We start from the raw sequence: 20068 nt of genomic DNA, 5'->3' as shown, positions 1-20068 counted from the left end.
TAACGGCACAGATTTTATTACCTAAATATAATTAGTAATTGTATGACTAAACAAAAAAAATTCATCACTTGTGATGGTAACCAAGCTGCAGCACATATTTCATATATGTTCTCAGAAGTTGCAGCTATTTATCCTATCACCCCATCTTCTACAATGGCTGAATATGTAGACGAATGGGCAGCCGCAGGTCGTAAAAACATCTTCGGTGAAACTGTTTTGGTTCAAGAAATGCAATCTGAAGGTGGTGCTGCTGGTGCTGTACATGGTTCTCTTCAGGCTGGTGCATTGACAACTACTTATACAGCTTCTCAGGGTCTTCTGTTGATGATTCCTAACATGTACAAAATTGCAGGTGAATTCTTGCCTTGCGTATTCCATGTATCAGCTCGTACATTGGCTTCACATGCATTGTGTATCTTCGGTGACCACCAAGATGTTATGTCTTGCCGTCAGACTGGTTTCGCTATGCTTTGCGAAGGTTCTGTACAGGAAGTTATGGATTTGGCTGGTGTAGCTCACTTGTCAACAATCAAATCTCGCGTTCCATTCCTGAACTTCTTCGACGGTTTCCGTACCTCTCATGAAATTCAGAAGATTGAAATGCTTGAAAACGAAGATCTCGCTCCGCTGGTAGACCAAAAAGCTTTAGCTGAATTCCGTGAACGCGCACTTAGCCCTAACAAGCCAGTTGCTCGTGGTATGGCTGAAAACCCAGATCATTTCTTCCAACACAGAGAATCTTGCAATCCGTTCTATGAAGCAGTTCCTGCTATCGTAGAAGAATATATGAATGAAATCAATAAGATTACAGGACGTAACTATGGTTTGTTCAACTACTATGGTGCTGAAGATGCTGAACGCGTAATCATCGCTATGGGTTCTGTAACAGAAGCTGCTCGTGAAGCTATCGACCACTTGGTAGCTAATGGCGAAAAAGTTGGTTTGGTTTCAGTTCACTTGTATCGTCCGTTCTCTGCTAAACATTTCTTGGCAGCTGTACCTAAGACTGCTACACGTATTGCAGTTCTTGACCGTACAAAAGAACCGGGTGCAAACGGCGAACCTTTGTATCTTGACGTAAAAGACTGCTTCTACGGACAGGAAAATGCTCCTCTTATCGTAGGTGGACGTTACGGTTTGGGTTCTAAGGATACAACTCCTGCTCAGATTCTTTCTGTATACGAAAACTTGGCATTGCCAACTCCTAAGAACCACTTCACTATCGGTATCGTAGATGACGTTACATTTACTTCTCTTCCACAAAAAGAAGAAATCGCTTTGGGTGGCGAAGGTATGTTCGAAGCTAAATTCTACGGTCTGGGTGCTGACGGTACTGTAGGTGCTAACAAGAACTCTGTTAAGATTATCGGTGACAACACTAACAAATACTGCCAGGCTTACTTCTCTTATGACTCTAAGAAGTCAGGTGGTTTCACTTGCTCTCACTTGCGTTTCGGTGATCATCCTATCCGTTCTACTTACTTGGTAACTACTCCTAACTTTGTAGCTTGCCACGTACAGGCTTATCTGCACATGTACGATGTAACTCGCGGTCTGCGTAAGAACGGTACATTCTTGCTGAACACTATTTGGGAAGGCGAAGAATTGGCTAAGAACCTGCCTAACAAGGTTAAGAAATATTTCGCAGAAAACAATATCACTGTTTACTATATCAACGCAACTAAGATTGCTCAGGAAATTGGTTTGGGTAACCGTACCAACACTATCCTGCAGTCTGCATTCTTCCGTATCACAGGTGTAATTCCTGTTGACTTGGCTGTAGAACAGATGAAGAAATTCATCGTTAAGTCTTACGGTAAGAAGGGTGAAGATGTAGTTAACAAGAACTACGCTGCTGTTGACCGTGGTGGTGAATACAAACAACTGACAGTAGATCCTGCATGGGCTAGCTTGGAAGTTGAAGCTGCTGCTGCAAACAATGATCCAGCATTCATCAACGAAGTTGTTCGTCCTATCAACGCTCAGGACGGTGACTTGTTACCAGTATCTGCATTCAAGGGTATCGAAGACGGTACATGGCATCAGGGTACAGCTAAATACGAAAAACGTGGTGTAGCTGCATTCGTTCCAGAATGGAATCCTGAAACTTGTATTCAGTGTAACAAGTGTGCTTATGTTTGTCCTCACGCTGCTATCCGTCCATTCGTATTGGATGCAAACGAACAGGCTGGTGCAAACTTCCCGACACTGAAAGCTGTAGGAAAACAGTTCGACGGCATGACATTCCGTGTACAGGTAGACGTTATGGACTGCTTGGGTTGCGGTAACTGTGCTGACGTATGTCCGGGTAACCCGAAGAAGGGTGGCAAGGCTCTGACAATGAAGCCGCTTGAAACTCAGTTGGCTGAAGCTGCTAACTGGACTTACTGCGCTGAAAACGTGAAGTCTAAACAGCACTTGGTAGACATCAAGGCTAACGTTAAGAACTCTCAGTTCGCTCAGCCATTGTTCGAGTTCTCTGGCGCTTGCTCTGGTTGTGGTGAAACTCCATACGTTAAATTGATTTCTCAGTTGTTCGGTGACCGTGAAATGGTTGCTAACGCTACTGGATGTTCTTCTATCTACTCTGGTTCTGTTCCTTCAACTCCTTACACAACAAACGAAAAAGGTCAGGGTCCTGCTTGGGCTAACTCATTGTTCGAAGACTTCTGCGAATTCGGTTTGGGTATGGAATTGGCTAACAAGAAACTGCGTAATCGTCTGGAAGAAGCTATGAAAGCTGCTATCGCTGCAGAAGGTACTCCAGCAGAATACAAAGAAGCATTCCAGGAATGGATCGACGGCCGCAACGATGCTGATAAGAGCAAAGCTGCTGCTGAAAAGATCATCCCGATGGTGGAAGCTGCAAAAGATAAATGCTCTTACTGCGCTACTATCGCTGAATTCAAGGACTATCTGATCAAACGTTCACAATGGATTATCGGTGGTGACGGTGCTTCATACGATATCGGTTACGGAGGTTTGGATCACGTTATCGCTTCTGGCGAAGATGTAAACATCCTGGTATTGGATACTGAAGTTTACTCTAACACTGGTGGTCAGTCATCTAAGGCTACTCCTCTGGGTGCTATCGCTAAGTTCGCTGCTTCAGGTAAGAGAGTACGTAAGAAAGACTTGGGTATGATTGCTACTACTTACGGTTATGTTTACGTAGCTCAGATTGCTATGGGTGCTGACCAGGCTCAGACTTTGAAAGCTATCCGCGAAGCAGAAGCTTATCCAGGTCCATCATTGGTTATCGCATATGCTCCATGTATCAACCACGGTTTGAAAGCTGGTATGGGTAAATCTCAGGCTGAAGAAGCTAAGGCTGTAGAATGTGGTTACTGGCACTTGTGGCGCTTCAACCCAGCATTGGAAGAAGAAGGTAAGAATCCGTTCTCACTTGACTCTAAAGAACCAAACTGGGAAGGCTTCCAAGACTACTTGAAGGGTGAAGTTCGTTTCGCTTCTGTAATGAAACAGTATCCTACTGAAGCTGCAGACTTGTTCGCTGCTTGTGAAGACATGGCTAAGAAACGTTATGCTTCTTACAAGCGTATGGCTGCAATGGACTGGAGTGAAGAATAATTCTCCTGTTTTATTAAACAAGTATTCTGATAAATAATAAAAGAGATTCAAGAACTATTTCTTGAATCTCTTTTTTATTTATGTAACCATTCTATTTTCCGCCACGACAATTTTATCGGCTGTTTTTCAGCCGATAAAATAAAAATGTCCGCAAGAAAATAGTTTAGTTTTAACATTCCGATTTATAAAAACATGGCAGAAGGACCTTCTTGTCGCAGTCCTTACCATGAAGAATACATTCAAACAAGTGCTTCAGGTAATCCTGAGGGGCTATATCATTAAGCTTGCAGCTTTCTATCAGAGAAAAGATGAATGCCGAGTTTCCTGCTGCATCCTCACTGCCTATGTTCATACAGTTCTTGAGCAGCAGCTTTACAGGTTTCATCCTTTGCTCACAGAGGTTGTTCGATATTTCCGCAGAACCGTCCTTGAGGATATTTTTCAGGGATTTCCACTGGTTTATCGTATAGTTCACAGCCTTTCTCATCAGTTCGTTTGCCATGAGTTTGGTATCCTGCATCATCATGACCACCTTATGATGGATACGTTCAAGAATAGGTCTCGTAAGCTTAAGTCTTTTTTCCTTAATCTGCTCACCGCTGAGTTTCATTGTGCGGAACAAGTCTTCATTTCTGAACATATCACCGATAGGGTCTATTATATCCATCGCAGTTCTGTCTGATGGCAAGGCATCGACCCACAGCCTCCTGCAGTGTGTCCAGCAGCCTATATGAAGCACCTTTGAGTCTTCTCCGTCGAACATCCTGTAAACCGTATATCCGTCTGTAGATACAGATCCCATAAAATGTTCAAGGAAGGTCTTTGCTACATCAGAGGCTCTGCTGCCGTTATTGTAATGATAGTAAACCAACTTGACATGCTTTGCAAAAAAAGCCCATAAATACTTTCTCCTGTAAGCCTTGCCTTCCGGTGTTTCAACTCCGACAAGCTCGGTCGTCTCGTCAACCATAAGGTATTTTGCCTGTTGTACAAACTCCTTGAAGACATCTTCCATAAACTCCCTAAGTCTGGAGATTCCGTTATGGATATAGCTGTTCAGCGTGGTGTTGCTTATGTGGATGCCTTCTCTTGCAAGCAGTCTTATCTGTCTGTTCTCAGGCATACTGAAGTCATATTTCAGACAAAGCAGACGGGCAAGCAAATCAGGGGAAAAGATTCCTCCAAGGTTTTTCAAGGGATGCTCCATCGTGTTAGTGAAAGTGCCGTCTGCAAGCTTTACCCTTGCCACCTTGTACACATGCTCCACGTTATGAGCACGCACATGTTCTATAAACCTGTATTCCCACACATCAGCCATTCCGTTACGCTTCATAAGCCTTGCACCATCCGGGAGTTGGTAATAGTCTTCTATTTCATGAACAATTACCTTATCCACCTTCAGCCTGGTCTTTGCTGCACGGGGAGCAGTTTCCTTTTTCCTTGAAGGCCTGCAGTTCTGTGCAGGTACGTTACCGGAAGAGGTATTGCTGCCGGTACCGTTACCATCGGTCTTATTATCATCATCACCATTCTTGCCAGAACCGTCGTACTCGGACTTCTCCATTGCAGACTTGTCGATGTTACGGTTGTTCAGCAGCCTTCTTTGCTCTGAGGTACGGCCGAAACGGTGTTTCCTGCTGCCCTCAAGCTGAAGCCTGAGATTGGATATCTCATTTGCCAGCATCATGTTCACCTCGTCTTTTGCCTCAAGCTGCTTTCTCATAAGTTCCATCTCTTTCCTGTAATGTTCAACCGTACTCGATTGCTTTTCGAGGGATTCTTTGAGGTCATTGATTGTATCAACCAGAGCCTTGGAGTTCTCTTTGTTTGATTCTTCAATAGCCTTAAGCCTCGCAATCAGTTCGTTTACTTGTTTGCGAAGCCCTGCCTTTTCCTCATTCGCCAGACCCAGCTGGCAGCAAAGTAACTCGTATGCCCTTTCATCAATCATGATATAAAGGTACGAAAAATCAGGCAGTTACGCAAACTCTTTATCGTTTATTTTGTATCATTTTGTTGATAATCAATGTATTAATATTAATCTTTCGGACTGACGTACATCTTGTCAACTACTATACTTTCAGTAAGATAGGCCATGTCCGACCATTGTATCCGGTAGCATTTGGAAACTTCATCAAACACAGGTTTCTTGAACTTTCCCATGACAGGACGTTTCTCGTAAAGCACATAAAATCCGCGTTCATAATGAAGTATCTTAACGACCTTCCGGTTCCTGGACATGAACATATATACATTGGATGCATCGCTCGGGTCAAGTGACATCTCTTCCCTTATACTCTCACACAGGCGGAAGATTCCTTTCCGCAAATCCACATTACCGTTAAACAGGTAATAGTTCAGGTTAGCACTCAGTCCAAGCATATCATCCTATCATTTTATTAAGCAACAGGCTCAAGTCAAGAACTGTGGTGTTTCTCAGGAACAGTGTGGCACCTGATGTCAATTGCAGCTTAACCCATCTTATAGGAGATTCACCTTCAGGTTGTTTCACCTCCAACTTTACGGTTGGACTGTTGCAAGGCTTGCCGGTTATCCGGACTTTGGCAACCTTGGGTTGCTCAACCTGAACTGTCTTGCCTAACTTTTCGCTCCATAGCTGATGACGCTGCCAGTTCATGAACTTGTCGTAATTTACTCCATAATCCGCACAGAACTCACGAAGATCCTTGGTCTCACTGCATAACTGATAGAGGTCATATACCTCCTGGTAGTTTACTTTTTCTTTTGCCATAATCATTGTTGTTTAAGGGTTACGGCGCAAAGGTAGGTTTAGGGAACATGCGTGTCAAGGCGGAAAATAGAATGGTTACTTTATTTATCCATTCTCCTCATTTCCTCACCAATATTACAGCTACTGATTACTATAAAAACATAATAATAAGATATCATTGCTGTGCGATATTTTTCTAATCATCAATAACTTATTGACACAATAAAATTAAGCAGTAACTTTAACAAGGGAACTTATCTATAAAAACAATACTTTTTAATAATATCTGTTTTTTTCTAATAACACCGAAAATATCGTAAAAATACTTCTGTATGTTTTCAGAAAACTTTCTATTTTTGCGCAAATTTATAATAACATTATCATGAAATATTTAATTGTATCCGACATACATGGCTCACTGCCAGCCTTGGAAAAAGTCTTAGAGTTTTATAAAGAGCAAGCTTGCCACATGATGTTCATACTAGGTGATATCTTGAATTATGGCCCCCGAAACAGCATCCCTGAAGGAATTAATCCCAAAGGAATAGCAGAACGCCTCAACAGCATGGCAGATGAAATTATTGCCATACGAGGCAACTGTGATTCTGAGGTAGATCAGATGCTGCTCGATTTTCCTATTCTAGCGGATTACGCTTTGGTAGCAGATAACGGAAAACGACTTTTCCTGACACATGGACATGTATATAATGAGGAGAAACTTCCAAAGGGAAAACATGATTACCTCTTCTACGGACACACTCACTTGTGGAAACTTGAAAAGAAAGAAAATATGGTGATATGTAACACAGGTTCTGTCACTTTCCCCAAAGGTGGAAATGTACCTACGTTTGCAATATTCGAAGATGGAAAGGTTTCTATTTATGACTTAAACGGTACGAAACTGAAAGAAGTAAGTAAATAAAAAAAGAGAAGGCTGTTTCTCATTATCATAGTTCTAAGACAGACAAGAACAAGAACCATGAAATGAGCAGACAGCCCCTCTATAAAAAAATCTTAGAATATAACTTATCATCTATATCAAATAGCATCATCGGTGGGTTTATTCTTTCCCAATGGAATCGACAAACCTATAAATCCATTAACAGCCTTGGAGTTGCTGCCAAAATACATATAATCAGTACCAATAAACAATCCTCCCAGTTTTAAGGCAAGTCCGAATGATTTTCCGCCTGCCTGAATAGGAGAATAACTTAGAGCTGCATTAAACCAGCTTTTCGGACGTATAGTTGCCAAGAACGTAAGTTCATTTAATGCTTTAGGCTGAACAAAGTGTACACCATACATAGCTCCAACACTCAACTTATTGTCCCAAAATGTATATTCACCAGCTAACAGAAGTGTAGACGATAGTTTTGTTTTATATGAAGAAGCAGCTTCTTTATCTTCAGCCAAATTAAAACGTTCAAGATTAAGGAAATCTCCATTCAAATATTCCTGATAATTGCTTTGGTCGATTTTGACATCGGCATTTTCGTTTACAGAAGCTACAGTCGTATTGCTGCTGTTCCATTTTATGAAGCCTAAATCGAGTACAGCAGCTGATAGGTTCAGGTTGTCGAGTAACTTATAGCTTGCTCCCAAATCAACTCCGAATCCAGTACCGGCAATACCAAAACCTCCTCCATCGAAGTCGAATCCGTCAATCTGACGGATAGCATTTCCATTACTGTCATACGAATCGGCGAAACTAAGTCCACCTCCTTTTATTGAAGTCATAATATGCGCACATGCCGTTGTAGAACCACCGTATGTACCATTCCAACTATTAGGATCATCCGGATTCTGAGGTATATTCATATCTACAGCAAATTCATCAACTTGCATTTCTGCATGAGCAACACCTAACAGAACCTTTACACGTCCTCCAACAGTCAATTTATCATTTACAGGACGAGAATACCCTAATCCAACCTCAGCATACGCATTCACTTTAAAGTTCATGTCTGTAATATTACCTTGAAGGGTTCCGCGACTTAAATCGAACTGATCTGCATCACGCAAATAATCAAACATGTTTTTAGGAATAGAAGCTCCAATATCGGTACGCAAACCTACATTTACACTCCAAAAACCTTTTCCTTTGTACCATCCAAAAGACAAGATATCTGTATTCAGATTAACATTCAAACGGTTGTCCGCTTTAAGTCGGCCATACAAGTCATCATTAGTAAACAAATCTGAACCAGAGTCGAGAACACCCACAATATCACTCATACCCAACACATCAGAATATGCTCCTATATTGAACGACCCCAAAACCGGAATATTAAAATATCCTCCCGATGGTTGTAAACCCGGATTCAACTGCAAGCGTGAACTTGCTCCTTCCATAAAATAAGAGGTACGAAGATACTGAGCATGTACTGCTCCCCCTAAGAACAATCCCCCAATTAAAAATAAACCTTTTTTTAATGTACTAGTCCACATAATTACTCTCTATTATTTAACGGATGCAAAAATAAGAATTTTCCTGTTAACAAAAAGTTACAAAAAACAGATTGTTGGACTATGTAGAACTAATCATGTACTAAACATACAAAAAACGCGACTATGTGAAAAATATTCTGTCTATGTCATTACCCGATATGTTCGGCTAACCATCAATAAAAGATCCAAATATCAAGCTACAGTCAAGCATAAAACCTCAGCAAAACACCTGATTTTTTCGTACAAAGATTCCGGACAATTGTACGAATTTTAAAAAAATATCAGCATGTTTTTCCTAAAATATGCTGATATTTTAGACAGAATATCCTGCACTTGTTTCAAGCAGATATTTTTGTCTCAAAGTTGATAAAAACGCTCTATCATTTTCTTTTTATACTTTTTAGAAACAACAAGTTCTTCCAAAGAATTAAAAGGTGGATACATGATACAGCGATTATCTTGAACCATAATAAGATAATGTAAATTGATAATATACGACTGATGTATTTGAGTGAAAGCAGTATCGTATGCACAAAGCTGTTCGGCAGTAGTATTTCTTTTTAAAGGGAGAAAAGTTCCATTGGTCAATGCTACTTCCCAAATCTTCCGCGCAGACTGATAACGGAAATAACCGATTTCAGAAGTATGCAAAAAACGTAAGTCACCAGTAGGAGTTGTTACCACAAACGGTTTTCCGGCATCCGCAGTAACAGGAGGCATATAGTTATGCACTATATATTCAGGTTTACACAGACGTGACAGAACAGTCTGAAGCTCAGCTGGTTCTACTGGCTTTAGAAGAAAATCGAAAGCCTTTGCCCGAAGTGCATCAATCACATATCTGTCGTGTGCAGTGTAAAACACGATTTTCATATTCCAGGAAACATAGCCCTCCAGTCTTGCCACTACATCCATACCCAGCATATCGGGTAGTTCTACATCCAAAAACACTAAATCAGGACGAACTCTCTCTATTATTTTCAATCCTAATGTACCAGTCTTTGCTTTACCCTCTACCGAAATATAAGAATAACGTTGTAACTCAAAGCACAAATTATCTATTGCACTCTCTTCATCATCAATGATAACTGTTCTATACACCTTTTCCATAAATTAGTATCCTTTGCTCTTCCTAACAGATATGAATAGTCAAGCGGAATAGTAAACTTAACTTCACATCCTAACTCTCCTCTTTCTTTTATCTCAACATTGTTTATTTGCATAATCAACGGATAACGGTTGTACGAATTCAGTAACTGAATAGTCTGCGACAGCACTTTCATCCCAGTACCAGTTCCGTAACTGTTGCTTTTCACTTTAAAGCCTCCACCATTATCACGTACCAAAGCCTTAATACAATCTTTATCTTTTTTTACTTCAATCCACAACATCCGGATTCCGTCCTTACAACTTAAAGCATGTTTTACTGCATTTTCAACAGGGATCTGTAATAACATCACAGGTATCTTCACCCTATGTATGTCTAATGCTGGATCTATATCAATATGAAATTCAAATCCCGGTTGTAAAACTTGCTCCTCAAGGCCAATATAAGTCTTCACAAAATCCAATTCTTCTGCTAAAGTTACAGCCAGACTTTCCGTCAATTCCAGATTATATCTTATTAACTTAACCAGCTCATATAAACGGTGATTACTTTCTCTATCTTTTAAAGAGCTTATTTCTCTGTTCAGTACATTAAAAATAAAATGCGGCGAAATACGGTTACGAATATTTTTCAGTCGCAAAGACGTCATGGCATTTCTCATCATCCACTCTTCTTTGTCCCGCTTGCGACTTCGATAAGCTATCCATGCTCCAGCAATAAGCATAAATACCAATAACACAATTTCCCCTCCGTACAGCCACTGATTTAAATGAAGCACCTTATTTTCTGCCTGTTGAATAAGCATTTCTTTTTTCATCAAAATACTGTCACGACGATACTTCATAGCAATTTCCTGTGTACGCATTTTTATACGCTCACTTCGTATAGAATCATCTATCCGGCTATTTTCCACCAAATAATAGTAAGCACGACGATAATCTTTACTTTCCTCAAAATAATGTTGCAAATAACGGTTACGGATATGTACCATGTTAGGCTCTACAAAATCCGGAACCACAGCCTCATCCAGACGTTTCTTTGCAAGCGACAGATTTCCTTCTTTCAGAGCCAGTTCAATAAGTTGCGTATCAATATAATAAAGAGCACTATTATTATCTTCTTTTTGAAAGAAATCACGACATCTTGACAAATAATAAGAGGCGGAATCGGTCTGATTCATCAGCAAAAATACTTCGCCCAAGTTTATCATTGTCAAGTTACGCTCATACTCCATTTCAGGATGCGCCAAGGCATGTGCCAACGAACGACGAAAATATTTTAACGCTGTTTTATAATCCTGACGATAATAATAAGAATTACCTCTGTTATTCAGATAGATACCTTTTTCATAAGGTTTCATTTCATCATAGTACTCTCCAGCACGGTCGAAATAAAAATCACACCGTTCAAAATCGTGCAACTGCATATAAACTTGTCCCAGTCCATAATATACAGGAAAGCACTGACTTTTAGGCAAACCCAATGAATCAGCCAATCTCAGCGAACGATGATACCACAAAGCTCCTTTATCACATGCTCCCTCACGAAGAAAAGCATCGGCCAGATTCAACATAACATTGAATCGCTTTAACTTATTACCCGTATGCATATAAAGTTCATATGCCTGAAGAAATTTAACTCGTGCAGAGTCAAACTTTGCCTGACGCGCCAGTATATTTCCCTCCATGTTACAGACAGAAGCATATAAATCGCTTTTATCTTCTTCAGAAGGAGAAGTACAAAACGAACCAGCCTGCCGAAGCATACGAGATGCATCACCGATACGTGACATCAACATATAAGCTTTCGACTTAAACACAATGCCACGGTAATAAGACATGCTGTCTTTCAGATAAGGCAGCAGACTATCCATTTTGTCCATAGCTGTCCCCGGATCATTTTCCAGCAACAATTCCATCTGCTTTATCTTCCATTCATCGGTGACAACATGAGCATCTTTTCTTTCGCCGGAAATACAACCTGTACACAATATTAGACAAACATATAATAATATAAGGTGTAATCTACACATCTTATTTCCTTTCATCCCGATTAACAAGACAAATGTATGTAAAAACAATCAACATACAAAAATAAGTTTAAAAATTATACACAACCATCCTATAAAATCATTACTTTTGAATAGTGGATTTTAACTACACTATTTCAATCAATGAACAACAAGAATAAACTAACAATAAAAAATAGAATATATGAAAAACCTGTCGAACGATAAAATCAGTATTCAAATTGCCGATCACGGTGCAGAACTGGTAAGTATTTATGCAAACGGAACCGAGTATTTATGGCAAGCCGATCCTCAATTTTGGGGACGTCATTCTCCTGTATTGTTCCCGATAGTAGGACGAGTATGGAATAATACCTACCGTCATAAAGGACAAACATATTCGTTAGGACAACACGGATTTGCCCGCGACATGGACTTCCAGCTTACATACGAGGAAGAAAATGCAGCAATCTATACCTTAGAAAGCAACGAAGAGACAATGAAAGTATATCCATTTCCTTTCGTGCTCGAAATAGGATACCGCCTGAAAGGCAACCGTATTGAAGTAATGTGGAGTGTACAAAATACTGGCGACAAAGACCTTCATTTTCAGATAGGTGCTCATCCGGCATTTTACTACCGTGACCTGAATCCTGAAACAAATGAAAGAGGATTCCTCGATTTTGGAAAAAAAATCAAAACATTAGAGTATATTTCTCCTGCAGAAAAAGGATGTGTACTACCTCAGCGTCATACCTTGACCTTGCATGAAGGTCTGATGGAATTAAGACGAGATACATTTGCATGCGATACGTACATGTTCGACAATAGCCAGCTGAAAAAAATAACTCTTCTGGATAAAAAGCAACAACCATACATCAGTCTGGAATTCAACAGTCCGCTGGTTGCAGTATGGTCACCAAGCGCAACTTATCCCAATGTTCCTTTTGTATGTATCGAACCCTGGTACGGACGTTGTGACACAGTAGGTTATGAAGGAGAATTCAAAGACAGAGAATGGATGCAGCATCTTGCTCCCGGAAAAAGCTTTGAAGCAAGTTACTCTATCATTCTGGAAGATATCGAATAACACCTATCTATCCGGAATCTATGATAATTTTCCAGTACGATAAAACATTTGAGGGACTTCTTACAGCTGTATTTGAGGCATACAGACTTAAGAAATTCCCCGATTCTATCATAAAAGAGGGAGACACTCTCCCTCTTTTTTATGATGAAACATATACTGTTATAACTGATGATGAAAAAGCGGAACGAGTCTGGAAATCATTGGAAAAAAAGTTATCAAAAGGAGCACTCTCCATGCTAACTTACAGCTGGCTGTCGGAAGCTTCCGACATAGCTATCGTGCTATTCCGTTATATACGGAAAATAACTGACGCTTCACGCTCAATAGAAACTAATTTTGCAGATCCTGATATTCTTACCATTTCAAAATTAGGGAAAAAAGTAGCCGATGAACGTTACCGCATTTTACAGTTCATGCGTTTCCAGAAAACTACCGAAGGCATATATTACGGAGCCATGGAACCGCTATATGATGTGTTTCCTCTTACTATCCGGCATTTTCGTGATCGTTTTGCCGATCAGAAATGGCTTATTTATGATGTAAAAAGACATTACGGTTACTATTATGATGGAAAAGAAGTAAATGAAATCACATTTGCAGATCCTAAACAGACGCATCTGCAGACAGGAAAACTGGACGAAAGTCTGCTGGATAAAAACGAAAAGCTTTTCCAAACATTATGGAAAAGCTATTTTAAATCTATCTGTATCAAAGAAAGATTGAATCCTGTCAAGCATAAAAAAGACATGCCGGTACGATACTGGAAATATCTGACAGAAAAGAATTAGCCTCAACAAACAGCAAACAAGTCGTCGGGATAGCCAATATCAACAAGAAATAAGGCATGTCCCGGAACCGATGTACCTGCACTGCAGCGATTCTTTTCTTCTATTACCTTACGGAATCCCTCTACAGTAAGTTTACCTCGTCCCACTTCCACCAGTGTACCAACTACGGCACGAACCATATTACGCAAGAAACGGTCGGCTTGAATAGTGAATACCCATTCATCTTCCCCTATCTGTTCCCAACGTGCATGCATGATACGGCAATTGTTTGTCTTTACATCTGTATGCAATTTACTGAAGCTGGTAAAATCTGTATACTCAAACAAAACCTTTGCTGCCTCATTCATCTTATCAAAATCCAATGACTGAAAAACTCTCCAGGCATAATTCCGGTTGAAGGGATCTTTACGGGTTGTGATATAATATTTATAAGTGCGATAAGTCGCATCAAAACGGGCATGAGCATCTTGTCTTACCCTGCGAACCTGATATACAGATATATCTGGAGGCAGTAAACGATTCAGTTTGTCTGTCACACTATCACAATCCAGCATCCGCTCGATATCAAAATGAGCTACCATCAGGCGGGCATGTACTCCAGCATCTGTTCTTCCGGCACCAGTTACTTCTATTGCATCATCACGCAAAAAAGTGATAAGTGCACGAGTCAATGTTTCCTGCACACTATTGCCATTTGGCTGAATCTGCCAGCCATGATAATTGGCACCATCGTAAGCTAAATAAATAAAATATCTGAACATTTCTGATTATCTTGTCGTTATGTGAAAACATCCCTGCTTCAATTCATACTTTACGTAGCAGCGTTCTGCTTTGCGCAAATCACGCAAGACTTCCGACAGGACCAGTTTCAGTGTATCGGCGCTCACATCTTGCATCGGACGTCCGCCTGGATCCTCCACCTTAGTAAAACGTTTCCAGCTTACATCGAAAGTAGTACCATAAAAATGACAGGAGTTCAACGACGCATTTCCGTTAGTACGACGCAGTTTTTTCACATCATCCTTAGTACGTAAAACAGAAGTTACGATTATTTTATTAGGGTTCAGTCCTTTACTTTCCAGAGAATCCAGAAAATTTATACCAAGGGTATCCAGTAAAGCTGCTGCACGAGGAACAAGAAACGGTATGGAGTGAGTCAGGGAATCTACATCATAGCGTTCGCACGATACGATCTCTTTTAAATCACCATCCAAGTCGACTGCTGCTTCACGCGAGGATATAGGACGTATCCCTATACGGCGTGCAGAAGCCAGCTGTACATCATTTAAATCACCAAAACTTCTTTTGTAACTCACCACCCCACGAATATTGCGTGGATTATTCAGTTTGATAGACTTGTCTTCATGGCCACAGCTACCCAATATACCAGCTGCAACCAAAGCTATCATACATGTTATTCCTGTTAGTCTTTTCATGTTTCCAGTCAATCTTTTTCCCAAAATTCATAGAAAATACAAGGGCACAAAGATAAAAAAGAAAGCTGTCTTTTAAAAATTCATGAAGAGAAACTTCCTTAGTTCACCTCACATTGCGGTAATCGTACAACAGATAGACAGAAAACAGCTGGCAGAAAGCAGAAATTAATTTACCGTATATCGTGTACAGATAAAAAGGAATGATTAAATTTGCAGAAAAATAAACAAACGAGCATATCAAAATAATCTGAATGATCGAAAAACATATTGTATTAGAAGATATTGATCCGGTTATTTTTTACGGTGTAAACAATGCCAATATGCAAATGATTAAGGCATTGTTCCCCAAGTTACGCATTGTGGCACGCGGAGATGTCATAAAAGTAATGGGGGATGAAGAAGAAATGTGTGCATTCGAAGAAGCAATACTCGCTTTGGAAAAACATTGCGCACGTTATAATTCGCTGAACGAAGAAGCGATATTGGACATCATAAAAGGAAACAAACCGCAAATCGAAAAGACCGGCGATGTAATTGTATATAGCGTCACCGGAAAACCCATTACCCCCCGAAGTACCAACCAGCTGAAACTGGTAAAAGAATTCGATAAGAATGACATGATCTTTGCTATCGGTCCAGCCGGATCGGGTAAAACGTATACTGCTATCGCATTGGCAGTACGTGCTCTTAAGAATAAAGAAATCAAAAAAATCATATTAAGCCGTCCGGCAGTAGAAGCAGGCGAAAAGTTAGGTTTCTTGCCTGGAGATATGAAAGACAAGATAGACCCTTATCTGCAACCATTGTACGATGCCCTTCAGGATATGATACCTGCTGCCAAACTGAAGGAATACATGGAGCTGAACATCATACAGATTGCTCCTCTTGCTTTCATGCGTGGACGAACATTAAATGATGCAATTGTCATCCTTGACGAAGCACAAAACACTACCACACAACAAATCAAGATGTTTCTTACCCGAATGGGTATGAATACCAAAATGATCGTTACAGGGGATATGACACAGATAGACCTTCCCTCATCACAAACATCGGGACTGGTACAGGCTATCAAGATTCTTAAAGGTGTAAAAGGTATCAGCTTCATAGAACTGAACAAGAAAGACATTGTACGCCATAAGCTGGTAACCCGTATTGTAGAGGCTTACGAAAAATTTGAAGAGAAAACGAAAAGCCTGAAAAATACAGACAAACCTTCTCTCCAATAACTGGAGTTGTAAGTAAAGAAAAATATATTCATTACTAAATATAGAAAGAAAATGAGTAAAGCTTTAACTAAAACAGACTATCACTTTCCGGGACAGAAAAGTGTATATCACGGCAAAGTGCGCGATGTTTACAACATCAATGATGAAAAGTTAGTAATGGTTGCTACCGACCGTATTTCTGCATTCGATGTAGTATTGCCTGAAGGTATTCCTTACAAAGGACAAATGCTGAATCAGATTGCAGCCAAATTCCTCGATGCAACGACAGATATTTGCCCCAACTGGAAATTAGCTACTCCCGACCCTATGGTAACCGTAGGTGTTATGTGTGAAGGATTCCCTGTAGAAATGATTGTACGCGGTTATTTGTGCGGAAGTGCATGGCGTGCTTACAAGAGTGGAGTTCGTGAAATTTGTGGTGTACGTCTGCCGGAAGGTATGCGTGAAAATGAAAAATTCCCTCACCCGATCATTACCCCGACAACTAAAGCTGAAATGGGTATGCACGATGAAGATATTTCCAAAGAAGAAATTCTGGCTAAGGGACTTGCTACACCTGAAGAATATGAAACTCTGGAACGTTATACACTGGCTCTGTTCGAACGTGGTACACAGATGGCAGCAGAACGTGGCTTGATCCTTGTAGATACTAAATATGAATTCGGAAAGCACAATGGAGAAATCTATCTGATGGACGAAATTCATACTCCTGACTCAAGCCGCTATTTCTATTCAGAAGGATACCAGGAACGTTTTGAAAACGGTGAACCTCAGAAGCAGTTATCAAAAGAATTTGTTCGCGAATGGTTGATGGCAAACGGATTCCAGGGTAAAGAAGGACAGAAAGTTCCTGAAATGACTCCGGCAATCGTATCTTCTATCAGCGACCGCTATATTGAATTGTATGAGCACATCACAGGTGAAACATTCGTTAAAGCTGATACAGATCAATTGGCAGAACGCATCGAAAAGAACGTTACTGAATACTTAGGATAATATTTTAAAACGGAGAATGAAGAACAATCAATGAAGATTCTTTCTATACAACGGAATCTTTATTAGAAACAAGTTCTTCATTCTTCTTTTTCCATTCTTCAATCCTTTATTTTATTAAACTTATGCCTCATTATCCACAAGAAGAAATCAAACCTTACAACGAAAGCGAAAGTAAAGCCGTACAAGTAGAAAAAATGTTCGACAACATTGCTCCTGCTTACGACAACCTGAACCATGTACTCTCATGGGGAATAGATAAAAGCTGGAGGCGCAAGGCTATCAACTGTCTGAAACCCTATCATCCTCAACGTATCATGGATGTAGCTACCGGCACAGGAGATTTCGCCATACAAGCCTTTACAATGCTTCATCCGCAGGAATTGATAGGTACAGACATTTCGGAAGGCATGATGAACATAGGACGGGAAAAAGTTAAGCAAGCCGGATTCTCTGAACATATATCCTTTGCCAAGGAAGATTGTACTAATCTTTCTTTTACCGACAATTGCTTTGATGCCATAACAGTAGCTTTTGGAGTACGTAACTTCGAGAATCTGGATAAAGGATTACAAGAAATGCATCGTGTACTAGTACCAGGAGGACATCTCGTTATTTTAGAATTATCAGAACCTGAATGGTTTCCGATGAAACAACTATATGCCCTCTATTCTAAAATTGTAATACCCACATTGGGAAAACTTTTCTCTAAAGACCGCAGTGCCTATACATATTTACCCCAGTCCATCAAAGCCTTTCCACAAGGAGAAATCATGCAAGGTATCATCCGCAAGGCTGGTTTTAGTCAAGTACACTTCCAAAGACTGACCTTAGGCATCTGCACACTTTATTTTGCGACTAAATAATTAAGAACTTAAATATCTTTTTTATGAAAAAATTCGGTTTGATAGGCTATCCGCTCGGACATTCTTTCTCCAGGAATTTCTTCAATGAAAAATTTCAGTCAGAGAATATCGATGCGGAGTACGTAAACTTCGAAATCCCTACTATAGAAGATTTTCCACAAGTTATTGTATCCAACCCCACACTAGAAGGGTTAAACGTTACAATTCCTTATAAAGAGAAGGTCATTCCCTACTTAAACGAATTAGCCCCAGACGCAGCAGCTATAGGAGCTGTAAACGTTATCAAATTCGAACGCAATAAAGGAAAACTTAAACTGATAGGACACAATTCGGATGTTATCGGTTTTACCCGATCTATCGAACCACTTTTAGAATCTTTTCATACTAAGGCTCTTATCTTAGGAACAGGAGGAGCATCAAAAGCCATCAATTATGGTCTCAAGACACTTGGCATAGAAACACTTTTTGTTTCACGAAGTGCACACAATGAGCATACCATTACGTATTCAGAACTGACACCGGAAATAATGGACGAATACAAAATAATTGTAAACTGTACACCCGTAGGAATGTATCCGCAAGCAGACAAATGTCCGGAAATACCTTACGAATATCTTACTCCACGTCACTTGCTTTACGATTTGCTGTATAATCCTAATACAACACTATTTATGAGAAAAGGAAGTGAACATGGAGCTGTAGTAAAGAACGGACTCGAAATGTTACTCTTGCAAGCTTTCGGTGCATGGGATATCTGGAACAAATAAGGCATATAACTTGTTATTAAAGTAAATCAATCAGTAAGTTATATATGAAAAAACGAATTGCCATTGGCACAGGAATCTTTTTATTGGTTCTAGTGGGTTTACTTGCCGGAGGAAGCATATACATGATAAACTTTTCACTCCGCCCTGAAAACAGAGGAAAAGATATGGAAGGCTCTTTCACTTTTATGCGAGAAAAATATCCGCAAATTATCCCATGGGTAGACAGCCTTCAGAATCATCATGCACTACGCGATACTTTTATCATCTCTCCCGATGGTATACGGATGCATGCCTTCTATGCCAGAGCCATGAAGCCCACCTCGCATACGGCAATTATCGTACATGGATATACAGACAACGCTATCCGCATGTTTCACATCGGTTATCTGTATAACCATTCATTAAACTATAACATTTTACTCCCTGATTTACGCTATACAGGGTTATCTGAAGGTGACGCTATTCAAATGGGATGGTTAGACCGAAAAGATGTCATGCAGTGGATTGACATTGCTCCTGCATTGTTTGGTGATTCCCTACAAGCAGTAGTACACGGTATATCAATGGGAGCTGCCACTACCATGATGCTCTCAGGAGAAAAGCTTCCAGCATATATACGTTGCTTCGTTGAGGATTGTGGATATACCAGTGTATGGGATCAGTTCCAAAAAGAATTAAAAGAACAATTCGGACTTCCCGCATTCCCTTTACTATATACTGCCAGCTGGCTGTGTGAATGGCAAAATGGATGGAACTTCAAAGAAGCATCTGCTGTAAAACAAGTTGCCAAATGCCAAAAACCAATGTTCTTTATCCACGGTGATAAAGATAATTTCGTACCCACTTATATGGTACATAAAGTTTACGAAGCAAAGCCTCAGCCCAAGGAACTTTGGATTGTTCCGGGAGCTGACCATGCAACCTCTTATTTCTATTATCCTGAAGAATATACCTCACGTGTAGAACATTTCATCAAAAAGTATATTCCTTAAGAAGATTTTTATTCCTCCTCG

General features: G+C 40.1%; 17 protein-coding genes. 9 read left to right on the top strand and 8 right to left on the bottom strand.

The window, feature by feature from the left end; genetic code table 11:
- The first annotated feature begins 42 nt into the window (after window positions 1–42).
- Entirely contained in the window at window positions 43–3591 is a 3549-nt protein-coding gene (gene nifJ, locus ACDG22_RS08635; protein WP_022125863.1) for a pyruvate:ferredoxin (flavodoxin) oxidoreductase, read from the top strand.
- A gap of 169 nt (window positions 3592–3760) precedes the next feature.
- On the opposite strand, the gene tnpC is transcribed toward nifJ, so the two are convergent.
- The 3 genes from tnpC to ACDG22_RS08620 all read right to left on the bottom strand — a co-directional run bounded on the left by tnpC (window position 3761) and on the right by ACDG22_RS08620 (window position 6343).
- A complete protein-coding gene (tnpC, locus tag ACDG22_RS08630; RefSeq protein WP_370858843.1) occupies window positions 3761–5542 on the bottom strand; it encodes an IS66 family transposase in 1782 nt (593 codons plus the stop codon).
- 86 nt (window positions 5543–5628) lie between these two features.
- Window positions 5629–5973: an IS66 family insertion sequence element accessory protein TnpB gene (gene tnpB / locus ACDG22_RS08625; RefSeq protein ID WP_009131421.1), complete on the bottom strand. Its 345-nt coding sequence runs from the start codon at window positions 5971–5973 to the stop codon at window positions 5629–5631.
- Between the two features lies 1 nt (window position 5974).
- A complete protein-coding gene (locus ACDG22_RS08620) occupies window positions 5975–6343 on the bottom strand; it encodes a hypothetical protein (RefSeq protein WP_227994625.1) in 369 nt (122 codons plus the stop codon).
- A 361-nt stretch (window positions 6344–6704) separates the two neighbouring features.
- Between ACDG22_RS08620 and yfcE the strand changes: the two genes are divergently transcribed.
- Window positions 6705–7244, top strand: coding sequence for a phosphodiesterase (yfcE, locus tag ACDG22_RS08615; RefSeq protein WP_118483029.1), 540 nt, complete (start codon window positions 6705–6707; stop codon window positions 7242–7244).
- A gap of 116 nt (window positions 7245–7360) precedes the next feature.
- Here the strand turns inward: yfcE and ACDG22_RS08610 are convergent, their stop codons facing one another.
- The 3 genes from ACDG22_RS08610 to ACDG22_RS08600 form a co-directional block, all read right to left on the bottom strand.
- Window positions 7361–8770 (bottom strand): DUF5723 family protein, encoded by a 1410-nt coding sequence (locus tag ACDG22_RS08610; RefSeq protein WP_118483027.1) that lies wholly within the window; start codon window positions 8768–8770, stop codon window positions 7361–7363.
- Window positions 8771–9127: 357 nt separating this feature from the next.
- Window positions 9128–9880, bottom strand: a complete 753-nt coding sequence (locus ACDG22_RS08605; RefSeq protein WP_178269804.1) for a LytR/AlgR family response regulator transcription factor — start codon at window positions 9878–9880, stop codon at window positions 9128–9130.
- A complete protein-coding gene (locus tag ACDG22_RS08600) occupies window positions 9829–11796 on the bottom strand; it encodes a tetratricopeptide repeat-containing sensor histidine kinase (protein ID WP_270230366.1) in 1968 nt (655 codons plus the stop codon). Before ACDG22_RS08600 ends, ACDG22_RS08605 begins: the two co-directional genes overlap by 52 nt.
- Window positions 11797–12091: 295 nt before the next feature.
- Here ACDG22_RS08600 and ACDG22_RS08595 point away from each other — a divergent pair, with 295 nt between their 5' ends.
- Entirely contained in the window at window positions 12092–12976 is an 885-nt protein-coding gene (locus ACDG22_RS08595; RefSeq protein WP_022125858.1) for an aldose 1-epimerase family protein, read from the top strand.
- Between the two features lie 20 nt (window positions 12977–12996).
- Window positions 12997–13764, top strand: a complete 768-nt coding sequence (locus ACDG22_RS08590) for a TIGR03915 family putative DNA repair protein (RefSeq protein ID WP_022125857.1) — start codon at window positions 12997–12999, stop codon at window positions 13762–13764.
- Between the two features lie 2 nt (window positions 13765–13766).
- Here ACDG22_RS08590 and truA read toward each other — a convergent pair whose 3' ends face one another.
- Both truA and ACDG22_RS08580 read right to left on the bottom strand, forming a co-directional pair.
- Entirely contained in the window at window positions 13767–14525 is a 759-nt protein-coding gene (truA, locus tag ACDG22_RS08585) for a tRNA pseudouridine(38-40) synthase TruA (protein ID WP_022125856.1), read from the bottom strand.
- Window positions 14526–14531: 6 nt separating this feature from the next.
- On the bottom strand, window positions 14532–15173 hold the full coding sequence (locus ACDG22_RS08580; RefSeq protein WP_022125855.1) for a DUF5715 family protein: 642 nt from the start codon (window positions 15171–15173) through the stop codon (window positions 14532–14534).
- Window positions 15174–15451: 278 nt separating this feature from the next.
- Between ACDG22_RS08580 and ACDG22_RS08575 the strand changes: the two genes are divergently transcribed.
- The 5 genes from ACDG22_RS08575 (at window position 15452) to ACDG22_RS08555 (ending at window position 20047) form a co-directional block, all read left to right on the top strand.
- Window positions 15452–16429, top strand: coding sequence for a PhoH family protein (locus tag ACDG22_RS08575; protein ID WP_007564808.1), 978 nt, complete (start codon window positions 15452–15454; stop codon window positions 16427–16429).
- A gap of 51 nt (window positions 16430–16480) precedes the next feature.
- A complete protein-coding gene (locus ACDG22_RS08570) occupies window positions 16481–17425 on the top strand; it encodes a phosphoribosylaminoimidazolesuccinocarboxamide synthase (protein WP_118483019.1) in 945 nt (314 codons plus the stop codon).
- Window positions 17426–17547: 122 nt separating this feature from the next.
- Window positions 17548–18288, top strand: coding sequence for a bifunctional demethylmenaquinone methyltransferase/2-methoxy-6-polyprenyl-1,4-benzoquinol methylase UbiE (gene ubiE, locus ACDG22_RS08565; protein ID WP_007564810.1), 741 nt, complete (start codon window positions 17548–17550; stop codon window positions 18286–18288).
- A 23-nt stretch (window positions 18289–18311) separates the two neighbouring features.
- Complete coding sequence (locus ACDG22_RS08560; protein WP_022125853.1) at window positions 18312–19055, top strand: shikimate dehydrogenase family protein; 744 nt, start codon at window positions 18312–18314, stop codon at window positions 19053–19055.
- A gap of 44 nt (window positions 19056–19099) precedes the next feature.
- Complete coding sequence (locus tag ACDG22_RS08555) at window positions 19100–20047, top strand: alpha/beta hydrolase (RefSeq protein WP_022125852.1); 948 nt, start codon at window positions 19100–19102, stop codon at window positions 20045–20047.
- Window positions 20048–20068 lie beyond the last annotated feature (21 nt).

The sequence above is a fragment of the Phocaeicola coprocola genome (genome assembly GCF_041333015.1).
Taxonomy (GTDB): domain Bacteria; phylum Bacteroidota; class Bacteroidia; order Bacteroidales; family Bacteroidaceae; genus Phocaeicola; species Phocaeicola coprocola.
The sequence above is the reverse complement of the archived record's forward strand: the minus strand, read 5'-3'. Positions and strand labels throughout refer to the sequence as shown.